Here is a 16,538-nt window from a genome sequence, read left to right as displayed (position 1 = left end):
ATTTCGTCATTGTCGTCATTGTCACGGATGAAAAAATTCAACCTGGCATGTTTATTGCTTTTAATACGGCAACTTCATAGGAGGCGGTATGCACGAAATAACCCTCTGCCAAAGAGCACTGGAATTGATTGAACAACAGGCCACGCAACACGGTGCCAAGCGAGTAACTGGGGTCTGGCTCAAAATTGGCGCATTTTCTTGCGTAGAAACCAGCGCTCTCGCCTTTTGTTTTGATCTGGTATGCCGTGGGACCCTTGCAGAAGGTTGTAAACTCCACCTCGAAGAACAAGAAGCAGAATGTTGGTGCGAATCTTGTCAGCAATACGTCACGTTACTGACCCAACGCGTGCGTCGGTGTCCGCAATGCAACAGCGATACGCTGAGAATTGTGGCCGATGATGGTCTACAGATTCGACGAATTGAAATAGGCGACGCCGAAGACTAATTCCGGTGGCACCTGCCAGGCCGGAGAAGACGCTTGCGTCGCCATCCGGCAAAAAGCCTGTAACAAGAAAGAGATCAGGAGTGAGCGATGTGTACGACATGTGGTTGCGCTGAAGGCAACCTTTATATAGAGGGTGATGAGCATAATCCCCACTCGGCGTTTCGCAGCGCGCCATTTGCCCCGGCGGCTCGCCCGGCGCTGAATATTACCGGTGTGAAAACCTCTAATTTCGCACCGAGCCAGACCGCAGAAGGCGACCTGCACTACGGTCATGGCGAGGCGGGTACCCATGCGCCAGGCATGAGCCAGCGCCGTATGCTGGAAGTCGAAATTGACGTGCTGGACAAAAATAACCGCCTGGCCGAACGTAACCGCGCCCGTTTTGCCGCTCGTCAGCATCTGGTATTAAACCTCGTCTCAAGCCCGGGCTCAGGTAAAACGACGCTACTGACCGAAACGCTGATCAAGCTGAAAGACAGCGTTCCGTGCGCCGTGATTGAAGGCGACCAACAGACGGTCAACGATGCCGCCCGTATTCGCGCCACCGGCACCCCCGCCATCCAGGTCAACACGGGTAAAGGTTGCCACCTTGACGCGCAAATGATTGCTGACGCCGCGCCGCGTTTGCCGCTTGATGACAACGGCATTCTGTTTATTGAAAACGTCGGTAACCTGGTCTGCCCGGCCAGCTTCGACCTCGGCGAACGTCATAAAGTGGCGGTGCTGTCCGTCACCGAAGGCGAAGATAAGCCGCTGAAATATCCGCATATGTTTGCCGCCGCATCGCTGATGCTGCTCAATAAAGTGGATCTGCTGCCGTACCTCAATTTTGATGTTGAAAAGTGCATCGCCAGCGCCCGGGAAGTGAACCCGGACATTGAGATCATCCTGATTTCCGCCACCAGCGGCGAAGGGATGGACCAATGGCTCTCCTGGCTGGAGACGCAGCGATGTGCATAGGTGTTCCGGGTCAAATCCGCACCATTGATGGCAACCAGGCCAAAGTCGACGTTTGCGGTATTCAGCGCGACGTCGACCTGACGCTGGTCGGTAGCTGTGATGAAAATGGTCAGCCGCGTCTGGGTCAGTGGGTACTGGTCCACGTCGGCTTTGCGATGAGCATCATTAATGAAGCAGAAGCGCGCGACACGCTCGACGCGCTGCAAAATATGTTTGACGTTGAGCCGGATGTCGGCGCGTTGCTGTACGGCGAGGAAAAATAAATGCGTTTTGTTGACGAATACCGCGCACCAGAACAGGTGATGCAGTTGATAGAGCACCTGCGTGAACGTGCCGCTCTCCTCCCCTACACCGCCGAGCGACCGCTGCGCATCATGGAAGTTTGTGGTGGTCATACCCACGCTATTTTCAAATTCGGACTCGACCAACTGCTGCCCGAAAACGTGGAGTTCATTCACGGTCCTGGCTGCCCGGTTTGCGTTCTGCCGATGGGCAGGATCGACAGCTGTGTTGAAATCGCCAGCCATCCGGAAGTGATTTTCTGCACCTTTGGCGACGCCATGCGCGTGCCGGGAAAACAAGGCTCACTACTACAGGCCAAAGCGCGCGGCGCGGATATCCGCATCGTCTATTCGCCGATGGATGCGCTGAAGCTGGCGCAGGAAAACCCAACGCGTAAGGTTGTGTTCTTTGGTCTGGGTTTTGAAACCACCATGCCAACCACCGCCATTACCCTGCAGCAGGCCAAACAACGCGATGTGCAGAACTTTTACTTTTTCTGTCAGCACATTACGCTAATCCCCACGCTGCGCAGCCTGCTGGAACAGCCGGACAACGGCATCGATGCCTTTTTAGCACCGGGGCACGTCAGCATGGTGATTGGCACCGACGCCTATAATTTCATTGCCTCAGATTTCCATCGCCCGTTAGTGGTCGCCGGCTTTGAGCCGCTCGACCTGCTGCAAGGCGTGGTGATGCTGATTGAACAGAAAATCGCCGCCCAAAGCCAGGTCGAAAACCAGTACCGCCGCGTAGTACCGGATGCCGGTAACGCCTTAGCGCAACAGGCCATCGCTGAGGTATTTTGCGTCAACGGCGACAGCGAATGGCGCGGTCTGGGCGTGATCGAATCGTCTGGCGTTCACCTGACGCCGGACTATCAACGTTTTGATGCCGAAGCGCATTTTCAGCCAGCGCCACAGCAGGTATATGACGATCCGCGCGCGCGTTGCGGAGAGGTGTTGACCGGCAGATGTAAACCGCATCAGTGCCCGTTATTTGGTAAAACCTGTAACCCGGAGACCGCGTTTGGTGCACTGATGGTCTCCTCAGAAGGCGCATGTGCCGCCTGGTATCAGTATCGTCAGCAGGAGTGTGAAGCATGAACAGCGTACAACTCGCCCACGGTAGCGGCGGTCAGGCTATGCAGCAGTTGATCAACAGTCTGTTTATGGAGGCTTTTGCTAATCCGTGGCTGGCGGAACAGGAAGATCAGGCGCGTCTGGAACTGGCGCAGTTGGTTGCAGAGGGCGATCGTCTGGCGTTCTCTACCGACAGCTATGTTATCGATCCGTTGTTCTTCCCCGGCGGTAATATCGGCAAGCTGGCTATCTGCGGTACGGCTAACGATGTCGCCGTCAGCGGCGCGATTCCGCGTTATCTCTCCTGCGGGTTTATCCTTGAAGAAGGTCTGCCGATGGAGACGCTGAAAACCGTCGTCACCAGCATGGCGGCAACCGCACGCGAAGCGGGCATCGCCATCGTGACCGGTGATACCAAAGTCGTGCAGCGTGGCGCCGCAGATAAGTTGTTCATCAACACCGCCGGTATGGGCGCGATCCCCGCCAACATTCACTGGGGTGCGCAAACTCTCGGCCCTGGCGATGTATTGCTGGTTAGCGGTACGCTCGGCGACCATGGCGCAACCATTCTTAATCTGCGCGAGCAATTGGGTCTTGATGGCGAACTGGTTAGCGACTGTGCGGTGCTCACGCCGCTTATCCAGACGATACGTGATATACCCGGCGTGAAGGCGCTGCGTGACGCCACCCGTGGCGGCGTGAATGCGGTGACGCATGAGTTTGCCGCATCATGTGGATTTGGTATTGAGCTGTCTGAAGCGGCCCTGCCCATGAAGCCTGCGGTGCGTGGCGTTTGCGAGCTGCTGGGCCTTGATGCGCTCAACTTTGCCAACGAAGGCAAACTGGTGATTGCCGTTGAGCGTCAGGCTGCTGAAAGCGTGCTTGCTGCGCTGCGCGCGCATCCGTTAGGACGCGACGCGGCAATGATTGGCGAAGTAGTTGAACGTAAAGGTGTACGTCTTGCCGGACTGTATGGCGTGAAACGAACCCTCGATTTACCACACGCTGAACCTTTACCTCGTATATGCTAGCAGGCAGTTGGCAGCATGCTGTAAGCCGGATAAGACGCATTGGCGTCGACATCCGGCATTAACGCTGCATTATCGCCTGATGGCTTTGCTTATCAGGCCTACGGATTGCGTGACCAGCGAGTTTGCGGTCAGCCATCCGGCAATAATTTACGACTTATACCTATAATTCATTTACCGTTTTCGCACCGTTTTGCGGTGCTTTCCCTGGAAAAGCAATATGTCGTATACACCGATGAGTGACCTCGGACAGCAAGGCCTGTTCGATATTACTCGTACATTATTACAGCAGCCCGATCTTCAGTCTCTCAGCGAGGCGCTTTCACAGCTGGCCAGGCATTCCGGACTGGCCGACTGCGCGGCTATTGTCTTATGGCAGGCACAAACGCAACGTGCGCGTTATTTTGCGACGCGCGAAAATAGTAAACCTATCGATTATGAAGACGAAACGGTGCTGGCGCATGGGCCGATACGCCGTATCCTGTCGCGCCCCGACGCGCTGCACTGCAACTATCATGAGTTCACGGAAACCTGGCCGCAGCTGGCATCCGGCGGATTGTATTCTGAATTTGGTCACTACTGTCTGCTGCCGCTGGCGGCGGATGGGCGCATCTTTGGCGGTTGCGAATTCATCCGTAACGAAGACCGGCCATGGAGCGAAAAAGAGTACAATCGGCTCCAGACCTTCACCCAAATTGTCGGTGTCGTGGCTGAACAAATTCAGAGCAGAGTCAGCAATAACGTCGATTACGATCTGCTGTGCCGTGAGCGTGACAACTTTCGCATCCTGGTCGCCATCACCAATGCGGTGCTTTCCCGACTGGACATAGATGAACTGGTCAGCGAAGTCGCCAAAGAGATCCACCATTATTTCGACATCGATGCTATCAGTATCGTGTTACGCAGCAGTCGCAAAAATAAGCTGAGCATCTACTCCACCCACTATCTGGATGAGCATCATCCGGCGCACGAACAGAGCGAAGTGGACGAAGCAGGCACACTCTCTGAGCGGGTCTTCAAAAGCAAAGAGATGCTGCTGATTAACCTGAGCGAACGCGATGCCCTTGCTCCTTATGAACGGATGCTGTTCGAGACCTGGGGCAACCAATTACAGACGCTGTGCCTGCTGCCGTTGATGTCCGGCAATAACATGCTTGGCGTACTGAAGCTGGCGCAGTGCGAAGAGAAAGTCTTCACCACCGCCAATCTCAAACTGCTACGCCAGATTGCCGAGCGTGTGGCGATTGCCGTGGATAACGCCCTCGCCTACCAGGAAATTCACCGTCTGAAAGAACGTCTGGTCGATGAAAACCTGGCGCTGACAGAACAGCTCAACAACGTTGACAGCGAGTTCGGCGAAATCATTGGCCGCAGCGAAGCGATGTACAGTGTGCTCAAACAGGTCGAGATGGTGGCGCAAAGTGACAGCACCGTATTGATTCTCGGCGAGACCGGGACAGGCAAAGAGCTGATCGCCAGAGCGATTCATAACCTGAGCGGCCGTAACGCCCGCAGGATGGTAAAAATGAACTGTGCGGCAATGCCTGCCGGATTGCTGGAAAGCGATCTGTTTGGTCATGAGCGCGGTGCGTTTACCGGAGCCAGCACGCAACGTATTGGGCGTTTCGAACTGGCGGACAAAAGCTCACTGTTCCTTGATGAAGTGGGCGACATGCCGCTTGAGCTTCAGCCGAAGCTATTGCGCGTTTTGCAAGAACAGGAGTTTGAGCGTCTGGGCAGCAATAAGCTGATCCAGACCGATGTCCGTTTGATCGCCGCCACCAACCGCGATCTGAAAAAGATGGTCGCCGATCGCGAGTTTCGCAACGATCTCTACTATCGGCTGAACGTCTTCCCGATCCATCTGCCGCCGCTGCGCGAACGCCCGGAAGATATTCCGCTATTGGTAAAAGCTTTCACCTTTAAAATTGCCCGCCGAATGGGGCGCAATATCGACAGTATTCCCGCCGAAGCGCTGCGTACGCTGAGCAGTATGGAATGGCCGGGTAACGTGCGTGAACTGGAAAATGTGGTAGAACGCGCGGTGCTGCTCACAAGGGGCAATGTACTGCAACTGTCTCTGCCGGATGTTGTCGCTTTGACGCCTTCCACGCCGCCAGTGGCGACCGAAGTCGCACAAGATGGCGAAGATGAATACCAGCTGATCATGCGCGTGCTGAAAGAGACTAACGGCGTGGTTGCCGGCCCCAAAGGCGCGGCGCAACGACTGGGACTGAAGCGCACGACGTTACTGTCACGCATGAAGCGCCTGGGTATTGATAAGGATGCGCTGGTTTAACGGTTCGCCCGATGGCGCTTTGCTTATCGGGTCTACCCACTGGTGCGTTTATATTTGTAGGCCGGATAAGGCGCAGCCGCCATCCGGCATAGAATTGCTACATTACTTCTTCCGCTGGTACTTTTCGGGCAATTCCGGGACGGGACGTTTGTCATCAATCAGATGACGTACGGTCAGGATCGGATGACGCCAGAGCATTCTTGGCCCAGCCCAGCGCATAATCTGCTTCATCTCTTCACGTTTGGCGGGTTGATAACAGTGTACCGGGCACTGTTTGCAGGCCGGTTTTTCCTCACCAAATACGCACTTATCCAGACGCTTTTGCGCATAGGCAAACAACGCATCGTAATGCCCCGGCTCGTCTGAGGCCTGCGGACACTGGCGCTCGTACAGCGAGATCATTCTCTGGATCGTCATTTTTTCACGTGCAATACGTTTGCCGGACATGGTGCCTCCCAATTAAGTTGCATAAATAATACACCTTAAAAGTGAAGGCAACCATCATATGAGTTCGCTTACCCGGAAAATGACTAAATTGCCCGTCGTTTATAAGGGCGGTAGTGCGGTAGCCAAAAGTTATCTTTAATGCTCCGCAACAAGGCATCGTCGCTCATTTTTTCCGCCACACCTGATTGCCACGCCGCCTTGCCGACCTCAAACGCAATGTTGCGAGTCACCTCGCATATTGTGCCAATCTCTGGTAACAGCGCGCCTTCACCGTCACGCACCAGCGGAGAAGCTTCCGCCAGCGCACGGCTTGCCGCCATCAACATTGCCTCTGTTATCCGCGTCGCGCCGCTGGCGATAGCCCCCAGACCGATCGCCGGGAAAACATACACGTTATTACACTGTGAAACAGGAATGACACGTCCATACATCTCTACCGGCTCGCATGGGCTACCGGTTGCGATAATGGCCTGTCCCTCGGTCCAGTGAAGAATATCTTCTGGCCGTGCTTCCATTTTCGAGGTGGGGTTCGACAACGGCATCACAACAGGACGATCGCAGTATTGGTACATCGTGCTAATCACTTCCTGCGAGAACAATCCTGCCTGGCCCGAAACGCCCAGCATTACCGCAGGTTTGGCATTGCGGATCACCTCCAGTAACGACGGAGTCTGCATCTCGTATTGCCAGCCAAATAACGCATCGGGCGACTGCGCCAGCGGTTGCTGGAAAACAGCTAATGCCTCATTGGTCGTCATCACCAGACCGTCGCGATCCACCATAAAAATGGTCCGTCGGGCTTCAGCCTGGCTCATTCCCTCAGACATACGACAAGCAATAATATGCCGGGCGATCCCACATCCCGCAGCCCCCGCCCCTACAATCACGATCGATTGCTGACGGAAGTCCCGGCCGCTGCCACGGCAGGCAGCGAGTATGGTGGCCAGAGCCACCGACGCCGTGCCCTGGATATCATCATTAAAACAGCACAATTCATCGCGATAACGTTCCAGCAAAGGCACAGCTGTATGTTGGGCGAAATCTTCAAACTGCAGCAGTACGTTGGGCCAGCGCCGTTTTACGGCAGCAATAAACATTCCAATAAACGCGAAGTAATCTTCACCGGTTACGCGCGGATGACGCCAGCCGATATAGCGCGGATCGTCCAGTAGTCGCGTATTGTTCGTGCCGACATCCAGTAATATCGGCAGCGTATTCGCCGGATTAACTCCGCCGCAGACGGTATAGAGAGACAACTTCCCGATAGGAATGCCCATACCACCAACCCCCTGGTCGCCCAATCCCAGAATACGCTCGCCGTCGGTGACGACGATCACCTTGATATCGTGCCGTGGAATATCATGCAATATATCGTCAATACGTTCGCGATCGGGCCAGGAAATAAAGACGCCGCGCGCTCGTCGGTATATCCAGGAAAATTTTTCGCAGGCAGCACCTACCACCGGGGTATAAACGATTGGCAGCATCTCAGGCAGATATTTTTTCAGCAGGTAATAAAATAACGTTTCGTTGGTATCCTGAATATTTCTCAGATAAATATGTCGGGCATTATGTGATTCTGCTTCGAGGTACTGTTGATAAGCTCGCTCGGCTTGTTCATCAATATTCTCAATAGCGCATGGCAGTAATCCACCAAGGTTAAAGTCATGCCTTTCTTGCTGAGTGAAACTGCTTCCTTTGTTTAATAACGGAGACTCAAGCAGTAACTTTCCCGTAAACGGAACGTATAAAACATCGTTTGTCACGTTGACATCCATAAATTACAACCAGATAAAAAATAAGAGCCTGCATTAACAGGCTCCCGGGATTCAAATCAGGACATAGTTGGCAATCAGCATCGCCGCGATACCGGCCAGCGCGGGAAGCAGCGTTCTTCTAACGATCATAAACGGTGAACATTCCCCCGCTTTACTTACCGCAATAATGATGCCAGCCACTGGAGACATCGAGCGCCCCATACCCGCCATCAGCTGCATAGGGAGGATCATATTGACGGCGCTTTCACCAAATTTTGCCGCAATCGAGGGAGCCAGGCCGGAGAAGGAGAAAAAGGCCGCAACGCCAGAGCCTGTCAGCACAGCGGTTACGCCCACCAGCGCAGTCATCACCAGCGTCATGCTGGTAAAGCCCAGACCGGCGTTTTGTACGGACTGCAGTAAGTAATCCACCGCGCCAATTTTCTGCAGCCCCTGAGCATAGATGTCCGCACATACCAGTAAAGAAACGATGCTGGTAAACATGCTGCCCATCCCTTTGAAAAAGACCTGTATTCCTTTGCAGCAACTTTTAAAATCCCGCGTGGTCGCCAGTTCGAAGAAAAAAGCGACCACTGCGCCAAGAATCATCGCCGTGACCACGTCAATTTTGATGGATTTGATCACTAGCGGACTAAAGACCAGCACCAGTAGCACGGGTAATACCGGCAACAACGCGTAAACAGCAGGGACTTTACGCCCCTCTTCTTCGGCCTCAACCACGCTTTGTGCGCCAGGTACGAAGCCATCTTTCTTGTCGAAATATTTTGCGGTGAAATAAATCACCACCGCCACAGCCAGCATGACTACCACAGCCACCGGCATCTGATAATGGGCAAAGTAGATAGCACTTTCCATACCGGCATGCTTCGCCGCCAGATTCGCCGTACCAACCGCAGGCCCTAAATCCATAAACGCGCACAGGCCAATCATCGCGGCCGCAGAAGCTTTACTGACACCCAGGCGAACCAGAACCGGGAAGAATGTCACCAGTAGCAACATCGCCAGACCCGCCGCACTTGAAATTGCCACATGCAGAAGCTGCGCACAGATATACCCTAACGCAAGGATTAAATAAGGCGCTTTAATCACCTGAAGCGGTCGAATGCACATATTAACCATCGCATTCGACGCTTTGATGTGATCCATATAGCTGGCGAATCCTCCCGCAGCCATAATGATAAGACCAATGCCCGCAATTTGTGTGGTAAGCGATTCTTTTGCAAAACTAAAGATATCCAGCCAGGTTGACCCCGTGGATTTCGCTTTATCATAGAGAATGCTGTTTTCTGGATAAAACAGTACGGTAATGGTCAATAATGCCAGTCCAGCGAGTAATAAAACAGTTTGCGGCTGATAATTTTTCACAATTAACCATGCAGCAATAACTGTTATCACTATTGCTATAATAAACGCCGTCATAATAACAATTCCTATGCCATACAAATCGGGTAGGGTTACCTGTCATATCATCATAGCTTATGTAGGATAGTAAAAAATCACACCTATATATAAGCAGCTATAGTATGTACGTTAATTTATCGTATTACATACTCAAATATTGAGTCTTAATTGTAATGGTTTGTGTGAGCGTAAAATACGGGAAAGGTGTTTTCCCACCCCTTTTTGTGAGTAAGATCGCAACTCATCTGAATGTGTCCGCGCTCTGCAGAAATAGATGGATACGGGTTTCCAACATATTCACTCTATGATTGACGTCGAAAGCGTATTACCCTATAACAACGTTGATATACAACAGCCATCGGGTATTATCCATGTACAAAAAAAACACATTAAGTCTGGATGAATATAATTCTCTTACTCTTAATATGGGTGATTTAACTGAATCTGAATGCCGACTCAATGAGTACATAAATAAACACTTCAATGAACTCCCCTATCATGGCATTGTCGACCTCTCACAAAATGCGATGGTAAGCAAAGCGACCATTGGCCGATTTTTGAATAAAATTGGGTTTACGGGCTATGCTGCTTTCCGCAAAGCATTAGACATTACGCTGTCAAAAAATAAAATCTCTGCACCTTTTGAGAAAAACACCATACAGCGTAACAATCCTGACATTACCACTGAAAGTATCGTTACCGATTTCACCCACAAAGTAGCAGAATTATTTAATCAATTTAAGAATAATATCGATATTACAAGCCTGAATGCTTTTATCGATCTGGTACTGAACAATCAACGTCATATTTATGTTGTTGGTCCTTCGTCTTCTCATGCCATGGCGACACATTTTTGTACCTTGTTAAAGTACTTTCGCAGTGACATCACTCTGTTACCGACGGATATCAGCGAACTCCCTAAATGTCTCATCAATATTAAGGAGGACGACGTACTGATTGTGTTCTCCTACTATCGATTTAATCGGGTAGCCCTCAATATTGCAAAGTGGTTCAGAAAAAAGAATGCTTCCGTGGTGCTGGTGACCAACTCAGAGGCAAACCCATACGGTAAATTTTGCGATCTGCAGTTTGTTCTCCCCAGCGACGTACAATCCATTTTTCAAAGCCGTATTCTCGGCTTCTTCTTCATCGAACTGATTTTGCATCTGGCTTATGAGAAAGGAGATAACGAGGGGAATTTTGCCCAACTGGAAGAATTGTTCGTCTTCTTTGAAACATTTTCGGCCTCAGCACACAACACGTAATGCCGCCAGGAGGATTCTCTCTCCAGGCAGCATTACGATTCAGGCCATCTCTGTCGTTTTCACACGATCGAATTCAGCAACCGTTTCTGCAATTAGCGCATCGTTAGCCCCAATATATGACAGCGGTTCGCAGGCGGCGGCAATTTCCGCCACAGACAATGACGCGCGGATTACCGAACTGGACTGCACGATCTCCATGAAGCTTTGCTCGCCTGTTGCATGCTTCAGCAGGTTTTTCACTAAGTTATAGGCAGATTCCCTGCCAATTTTAGCGGCAAGCTTCATCGTCAGCGATTCCGACATAATAAAGTGCTTCGAGCAGTCAAAATTAGCGCGCATCTTCTCTTCATTAACAATGAGATGAGAAAGCAAATTTTTTGCACGTGTAAGACTGGTCGATAAGGCATTAGAGGCCTCCGGAAGGATCGTCCAGTTCAGGACCCTCATAGAGGCGGCTCGCACATCCTGTTGATCCAGCATGGACGGTGCGCCGGAAGCATACATCCAGCCCATTCTGGCCAGCGTTTGCATCATGTTACTGGCGCGCGGATTGACTTTGTGCGGCATCGTGCTGGATCCGCCGCCACCTTCGCCCTCAAACACTTCAGCAATCGGCGTGCGCCCCATGGTTTCGACATCGTTAGCCAGTCGACACAACGTGCCGTGAACAAGCGCAAAAAACTGCACAACTTCAACGACCGCATCCTGACTGGCGTTATTAATACCACAGGGCACGTTCAGACCTAACGCCTGCATCAGTCGTTCACGCGTTTCCATTCCCTTCTCGCCCACGGAAGCCAGATTCCCCACCGCACCGCCAAAGAGTCCGGTCACCGCACGCGGATACAACTGCTGGAGTCTTGCCAGATGGCGGTTAACCTCTGCCAGATAACTGCAAACATGAAGCCCCCATGTTGTGGCGGAGGCATCCACCGAATTGGTGCGCGCAACCATAACCGTACGGGTGTGACGTATTGCCATCGCTTTCATCGCTTCACCCACATCACACAATTGCTCACGCAGCAACTGCAGCGTTTGCTGCAATCTCATCGCCATTCCTGAATCCAGTAGGTCCTGAGTGGTACATCCCCAGTGCAAAAACTGGCTTACCAAAGGTGTGCCAGAAGCAGAGATCTGATCAATTAGCGGTTTTATCGCCATCCCCACCGTTTGTGTATCCTTGGCCAGAGCAGGCCAGTCTATCTGTATTTCCTGGCAGGCTTGCGCAATTTCTGCTGCCGCCTGCTCAGGGATAATCCCTAACTCACTTTGAATGCGTGCGACAGTGGCCTCAAAACGCAGCCAGCAACGCATCAGATTGTCGTCAGACCATATTTCCCGCATCCGACCGTGGGTGAACAATGAAGAATAAAGATCAGAATCAAATACCGTTGTTTGCTTACCGAACATACAGCGCCTCTCCGGCCAATGAATGCGTCATAATCGAAAATGTGATTAATCAATTTTGCGGGATCTGTCCTGCAAATTACAGGGGAAAATAGTATTCCCACCCCAAAACCGACTATGAGAATGCACTATTCCCATTTTCAGTTTTTACATCCGTTAGAAATGGGATGCACTTCACAGTAATTTTCGCATTACATTTTAAACAGTCGTAATATTTCAATAAAATCGCTCATTAAATATAAGAACCATTAATACAATAGCGCAATCGGAGATATTTATGCGTGAATAATCACATTTCATTACGAGAAAAAATGTTTCCCATATCGCTGCCATTCCTTTTCCACAAACAATTATCCCGCTGTGAACTTTCTTTTTATGGTCAGGAAATTAATGCTGTTTTGAGGGATGACATGAAGCTAAAAAATTATTCACTAATATTACTAATGGGTATGAGTTCCTCGGCGTTCGCCTTAAACGTCTATAATAAGGATGGAAATACTCTGGATATCTATGGTCGCGTTGAGGGCAAAATTGCCAGTGGCCAGAATTCATTTGCCGGTAGTGAAAGCCGAAGCGATCTGGGTGGCCGTGTAGGTATTTATCTCACCCGAGATCTGGATCTTCTGCCAGATACCAAAATCGTGGGTCGCCTGGAATGGCAGGTGCGTACCGAAAAAAATGATAACAATACCGGTGAAAGCGATATGGAGGCCCGCTATTCCTATGTCGGCCTGTCGAATAAAACATGGGGTGAACTGATCACCGGGAGAACCAAAAACCCGCTGTATCAGGTAATGAAAATGACCGATAAGTACAAAAACTTTACCCCCAATATCTACAGCTATGGCATTACAACCATTGATGATTCGTACCAGTTCAACCGCCAGGACGGCACCGTACAGTGGAACGCCAAATTTGCGGGCAATGAGATTCAGTTGGCATGGGTCTCTGGTAATGGCAACAGCGATAACGAAGCCCTGGACTACGGCGCGATGGCCAGCTATCGCAAGTCTTTCAAATTTGGCGATTTTAGAATTACACCTGCGATTGCTGCCAGTCGTTATAAACGACAGGATGGGGTAGAGACTACCGATGGACGTAATCAAAACGATCAAATTATGGGAGGGTTACAACTCAACTATAAAGCCTATGAAGTCGCGGTAACCGCGTTACGGACTTCTATTTCCCGCGATAACAAAAGTGATAATAATTATAAAGGAATGGATTCACTTATTTCCTACAACTTTGGCACCGTCAAGGTTCTCACTGGATATAGTTTTTTAAATGAAGATGGTAAAGATATCGCTGAAAAAGAAGACTGGCGTGCTGAAGCGCAATTAACATTGGCTGAAGATACGTGGTTATCATTTACTTATGATAAAGAATTCGCCAGTAAGAACAAAAAAACCAATGATGATGCGCTCATCGTTGGACTCCGTTATGATTTCTAAGAGATAACCGATGAAAAAAATAACCTTGTTTACCGCTGCAATGACCCTTGCACTGAGCAGCATTTGCTCTCACGCGGATACATTATTAGCGCCTTCCGCCCATGCCAAAATGGATGGTGAGAATAAAATTGTCGCGCTTTATGGTAACTCGTTCACTTTCTATAACAATAATATCAATACCCGATTGCGGGATTTGACGCAGTCTTTACTGCCGGACCATGCCAAAGGCTATAAATATCGGGGGATCACGATTTCCAGCGGTCATTTAGGCTGGCAAATTGAGAATATGCGCTACCAGAACACGCTACAGAAATGGGATGTGGTGGTATTGCAGGGGAACTCCACAGAAACGATCTCAAAGAAAGAAAGCACCCGGCAAAACTTCGTTGACTCCGCAACCCAAATGGCCGAAATGGCGCATAAAGCAGGTGCAAAAGTCGTCTATTTCATGACCTGGGCGAAGAAAGCTCAACCCGAAGATAGCCAAAAACTGGCGGATGCTTATATCTCCATTGCGCAAAAAACGGGGGGATATGTCGCTCCGGTAGGTCTGGCTTTCGAGAAAGCGCGCAAAACCCATCCGGAAATAAACCTGTATTATCATGATGGCGTACACCCTTCGATTTCTGGAACGTATCTCGCAGCCTGCGTATTTTTCGCTACCCTGTATAACCAGTCTCCGGTCGGCGGCGCGCTTCCTGTTGATACGGATATGACCCCAGCTGCCGCCAAAGCGTTACAACAGGTAGCATGGGAAACCGTCACTGAGTTCCAGAAGTCATAATCATCAGGTTATTCATCCGCTGCGCGGCGACAATCGTGTCGGCGCGCAACGCGTTATCCCCGTCAATTCCTTAGCACCCTACGCAAATAAGAATTATTTTCATTTGTTTATACCTTGTGCTATATAACATAGCAAAGGCTATATTCGTTGATAAATTAACCACTTTGTTGTGAGGGATACTATGCCGCAGTTGCCCCATCTGAAGTCATTTCTCCTTGCTGGCGCGTTAACGGCGCTGACGTTGTCGCCTGCCTGGGCGCAAGAAAAGTTCAAAGTGATAACCACCTTTACGGTGATTGCGGATATGGCAAGTAACGTGGCAGGTGACGCCGCGGACGTCAGTTCCATCACCAAACCTGGGGCAGAAATTCATGAATATCAACCCACGCCGGGCGATATCAAGCGGGCGCAAGGCGCACAGCTTATCCTTTCGAACGGGCTCAACCTCGAGCTGTGGTTTGCCCGTTTCTACCAGCATTTATCCGGCGTGCCGGAGGTAATGGTCTCCAACGGTGTGCAGCCAATGGGTATCAGCGAAGGGCCGTACAACGGTAAACCGAATCCGCACGCCTGGATGTCGGCAGAGAACGCGCTTATCTACGTGGATAATATTCGCGATGCGCTGATGAAATACGATCCGCAGAATGCCGCGATCTACCAGAAAAATGCGCAGAGCTATAAAGCCAAAATCCAGCAGACCCTGGCGCCACTACATGCAGAACTGGCGAAGCTCCCTGCCGATAAACGCTGGCTGGTCACCAGTGAAGGCGCGTTTTCTTATCTGGCACGCGATAACGGCCTGAAAGAGTTGTATCTGTGGCCGATCAACGCCGATCAGCAGGGCACCCCCAAACAGGTACGCAAAGTGATCGATGCGATCAGAGTGCATCATATCCCAACGGTATTTAGCGAAAGCACTGTCTCCGACAAGCCTGCGCGTCAGGTCGCCCGTGAATCCGGTGCGCATTACGGCGGTGTGCTGTATGTCGATTCGCTCAGCGCTGCTGATGGCCCGGTACCGACCTATCTGGATTTACTGCGCGTCACAACACAAACCATTGTTAACGGCATCAACGAAGGTCTGGAGAGACAACCATGAGTCACTCTGCGATTACCGTAAATCAGGTTACGGTGACGTATCGCAACGGTCACACCGCATTGCGGGACGCCACTTTTCAGGTTCCGGGCGGTTCGATTGCCGCCCTGGTCGGCGTAAACGGTTCGGGAAAATCAACGCTTTTTAAAGCGCTGATGGGTTTTGTTCGCCTGGCGCAGGGGGAAATATCTATTCTGCAGCAGCCGGTTAATCAGGCGCTGAAACAGAATCTGATTGCCTATGTTCCTCAGTCGGAAGAGGTGGACTGGTCGTTTCCGGTACTGGTGGAAGATGTGGTAATGATGGGTCGCTTTGGCCACATGGGCTGGCTGCGTCGGCCAAAACAGATCGACCGCGCCTGTGTTGATGCGGCGCTGGCACGGGTCGATATGCTGGACTATCGCCATCGCCAGATAGGTGAACTGTCCGGCGGGCAGAAAAAACGCGTTTTTCTGGCGAGGGCTATTGCCCAGGATGGACAGGTGATTTTATTGGATGAACCCTTCACCGGCGTGGATGTGAAAACCGAGGCGCGCATCATCGACCTGCTACGCGAACTGCGCGATGAGGGGCGGACCATGCTGGTCTCTACCCATAATCTGGGGTCCGTTACCGAGTTTTGTGATTACACGGTAATGATTAAAGGTACGGTGCTGGCAAGTGGCCCGACCGAAACCACCTTTACGACTGAGAATCTTGAGCAGGCATTCAGCGGCGTTCTGCGCCATGTGGCGCTGAGCGGCGGTGAGCAACATGTGATTACCGATGATGAACGCCCGTTTATTTCACGACGCGCGGCCAACGAGGGGGAATAAT

15 protein-coding genes are annotated in these 16,538 nt (G+C 51.2%); 11 read left to right on the top strand and 4 right to left on the bottom strand.

The annotated features are described in order from the left end of the window. Nucleotides 1-88: 88 nt before the first annotated feature. The 6 genes from hypA to flhA all read left to right on the top strand — a co-directional run bounded on the left by hypA (nt 89) and on the right by flhA (nt 6,093). Nucleotides 89-445, top strand: a complete 357-nt coding sequence (gene hypA, locus FDX09_RS16195; RefSeq protein WP_042310587.1) for a hydrogenase maturation nickel metallochaperone HypA — start codon at nt 89-91, stop codon at nt 443-445. A gap of 87 nt (nt 446-532) precedes the next feature. After that, nucleotides 533-1,405: a hydrogenase nickel incorporation protein HypB gene (hypB, locus tag FDX09_RS16190; protein ID WP_038633101.1), complete on the top strand. Its 873-nt coding sequence runs from the start codon at nt 533-535 to the stop codon at nt 1,403-1,405. Beyond that, the gene (gene hypC / locus FDX09_RS16185) at nt 1,396-1,668 is read left to right on the top strand and encodes a hydrogenase 3 maturation protein HypC (RefSeq protein WP_038633103.1); all 273 of its coding nucleotides are present in this window, start codon (nt 1,396-1,398) and stop codon (nt 1,666-1,668) included. The genes hypB and hypC overlap by 10 nt, the downstream gene beginning before the upstream one ends. Further along, the gene (gene hypD, locus FDX09_RS16180; RefSeq protein ID WP_038633106.1) at nt 1,669-2,790 is read left to right on the top strand and encodes a hydrogenase formation protein HypD; all 1,122 of its coding nucleotides are present in this window, start codon (nt 1,669-1,671) and stop codon (nt 2,788-2,790) included. Next, entirely contained in the window at nt 2,787-3,797 is a 1,011-nt protein-coding gene (gene hypE, locus FDX09_RS16175; RefSeq protein ID WP_069324562.1) for a hydrogenase maturation carbamoyl dehydratase HypE, read from the top strand. The genes hypD and hypE overlap by 4 nt, the downstream gene beginning before the upstream one ends. Nucleotides 3,798-4,014: 217 nt before the next feature. After that, on the top strand, nt 4,015-6,093 hold the full coding sequence (gene flhA, locus FDX09_RS16170; protein WP_038633112.1) for a formate hydrogenlyase transcriptional activator FlhA: 2,079 nt from the start codon (nt 4,015-4,017) through the stop codon (nt 6,091-6,093). A gap of 102 nt (nt 6,094-6,195) precedes the next feature. Here the strand turns inward: flhA and FDX09_RS16165 are convergent, their stop codons facing one another. The 3 genes from FDX09_RS16165 to dcuC form a co-directional block, all read right to left on the bottom strand. Further along, nucleotides 6,196-6,540, bottom strand: a complete 345-nt coding sequence (locus FDX09_RS16165) for a nitrous oxide-stimulated promoter family protein (RefSeq protein WP_044699707.1) — start codon at nt 6,538-6,540, stop codon at nt 6,196-6,198. An 83-nt stretch (nt 6,541-6,623) separates the two neighbouring features. Further along, nucleotides 6,624-8,318 (bottom strand): NAD-dependent malic enzyme, encoded by a 1,695-nt coding sequence (locus FDX09_RS16160; protein ID WP_085048864.1) that lies wholly within the window; start codon nt 8,316-8,318, stop codon nt 6,624-6,626. Nucleotides 8,319-8,369: 51 nt separating this feature from the next. After that, entirely contained in the window at nt 8,370-9,737 is a 1,368-nt protein-coding gene (gene dcuC / locus FDX09_RS16155; RefSeq protein WP_137347519.1) for a C4-dicarboxylate transporter DcuC, read from the bottom strand. A gap of 353 nt (nt 9,738-10,090) precedes the next feature. Here dcuC and FDX09_RS16150 point away from each other — a divergent pair, with 353 nt between their 5' ends. After that, entirely contained in the window at nt 10,091-10,984 is an 894-nt protein-coding gene (locus tag FDX09_RS16150; RefSeq protein WP_137347518.1) for a MurR/RpiR family transcriptional regulator, read from the top strand. A 39-nt stretch (nt 10,985-11,023) separates the two neighbouring features. On the opposite strand, the gene FDX09_RS16145 is transcribed toward FDX09_RS16150, so the two are convergent. Beyond that, nucleotides 11,024-12,394, bottom strand: a complete 1,371-nt coding sequence (locus tag FDX09_RS16145) for an adenylosuccinate lyase family protein (RefSeq protein ID WP_137347517.1) — start codon at nt 12,392-12,394, stop codon at nt 11,024-11,026. 407 nt (nt 12,395-12,801) lie between these two features. On the opposite strand from FDX09_RS16145, the gene FDX09_RS16140 reads away from it, so the two are divergent. The 4 genes from FDX09_RS16140 (at nt 12,802) to sitB (ending at nt 16,537) form a co-directional block, all read left to right on the top strand. Next, entirely contained in the window at nt 12,802-13,842 is a 1,041-nt protein-coding gene (locus tag FDX09_RS16140; RefSeq protein ID WP_085048860.1) for a porin, read from the top strand. Between the two features lie 10 nt (nt 13,843-13,852). Further along, nucleotides 13,853-14,626, top strand: coding sequence for a DUF4886 domain-containing protein (locus FDX09_RS16135; protein ID WP_085048859.1), 774 nt, complete (start codon nt 13,853-13,855; stop codon nt 14,624-14,626). A 181-nt stretch (nt 14,627-14,807) separates the two neighbouring features. Next, nucleotides 14,808-15,725: a metal ABC transporter substrate-binding protein gene (locus tag FDX09_RS16130; protein WP_137347516.1), complete on the top strand. Its 918-nt coding sequence runs from the start codon at nt 14,808-14,810 to the stop codon at nt 15,723-15,725. After that, entirely contained in the window at nt 15,722-16,537 is an 816-nt protein-coding gene (gene sitB / locus FDX09_RS16125; RefSeq protein WP_069324560.1) for an iron/manganese ABC transporter ATP-binding protein SitB, read from the top strand. Before FDX09_RS16130 ends, sitB begins: the two co-directional genes overlap by 4 nt. Nucleotide 16,538: the final 1 nt, after the last annotated feature.

Origin of the sequence: Citrobacter sp. wls717, assembly GCF_005280955.1 — a bacterium.
GTDB lineage: Bacteria > Pseudomonadota > Gammaproteobacteria > Enterobacterales > Enterobacteriaceae > Citrobacter > Citrobacter werkmanii.
This window is presented reverse-complemented; position numbering and strand designations above follow the sequence as displayed.

Excerpts from the sequence above, each read along its gene's own strand:
- hypA (WP_042310587.1), top strand. The coding sequence starts at position 89 with ATGCACGAAATAACCCTCTGCCAAAGAGCACTGGAATTGATTGAACAA.
- hypB (WP_038633101.1), top strand. The coding sequence starts at position 533 with ATGTGTACGACATGTGGTTGCGCTGAAGGCAACCTTTATATAGAGGGT.
- hypC (WP_038633103.1), top strand. The coding sequence starts at position 1,396 with ATGTGCATAGGTGTTCCGGGTCAAATCCGCACCATTGATGGCAACCAG.
- hypD (WP_038633106.1), top strand. The coding sequence starts at position 1,669 with ATGCGTTTTGTTGACGAATACCGCGCACCAGAACAGGTGATGCAGTTG.
- hypE (WP_069324562.1), top strand. The coding sequence starts at position 2,787 with ATGAACAGCGTACAACTCGCCCACGGTAGCGGCGGTCAGGCTATGCAG.
- flhA (WP_038633112.1), top strand. The coding sequence starts at position 4,015 with ATGTCGTATACACCGATGAGTGACCTCGGACAGCAAGGCCTGTTCGAT.
- FDX09_RS16165 (WP_044699707.1), bottom strand. The coding sequence starts at position 6,540 with ATGTCCGGCAAACGTATTGCACGTGAAAAAATGACGATCCAGAGAATG.
- FDX09_RS16160 (WP_085048864.1), bottom strand. The coding sequence starts at position 8,318 with ATGGATGTCAACGTGACAAACGATGTTTTATACGTTCCGTTTACGGGA.
- dcuC (WP_137347519.1), bottom strand. The coding sequence starts at position 9,737 with ATGACGGCGTTTATTATAGCAATAGTGATAACAGTTATTGCTGCATGG.
- FDX09_RS16150 (WP_137347518.1), top strand. The coding sequence starts at position 10,091 with ATGTACAAAAAAAACACATTAAGTCTGGATGAATATAATTCTCTTACT.
- FDX09_RS16145 (WP_137347517.1), bottom strand. The coding sequence starts at position 12,394 with ATGTTCGGTAAGCAAACAACGGTATTTGATTCTGATCTTTATTCTTCA.
- FDX09_RS16140 (WP_085048860.1), top strand. The coding sequence starts at position 12,802 with ATGAAGCTAAAAAATTATTCACTAATATTACTAATGGGTATGAGTTCC.
- FDX09_RS16135 (WP_085048859.1), top strand. The coding sequence starts at position 13,853 with ATGAAAAAAATAACCTTGTTTACCGCTGCAATGACCCTTGCACTGAGC.
- FDX09_RS16130 (WP_137347516.1), top strand. The coding sequence starts at position 14,808 with ATGCCGCAGTTGCCCCATCTGAAGTCATTTCTCCTTGCTGGCGCGTTA.
- sitB (WP_069324560.1), top strand. The coding sequence starts at position 15,722 with ATGAGTCACTCTGCGATTACCGTAAATCAGGTTACGGTGACGTATCGC.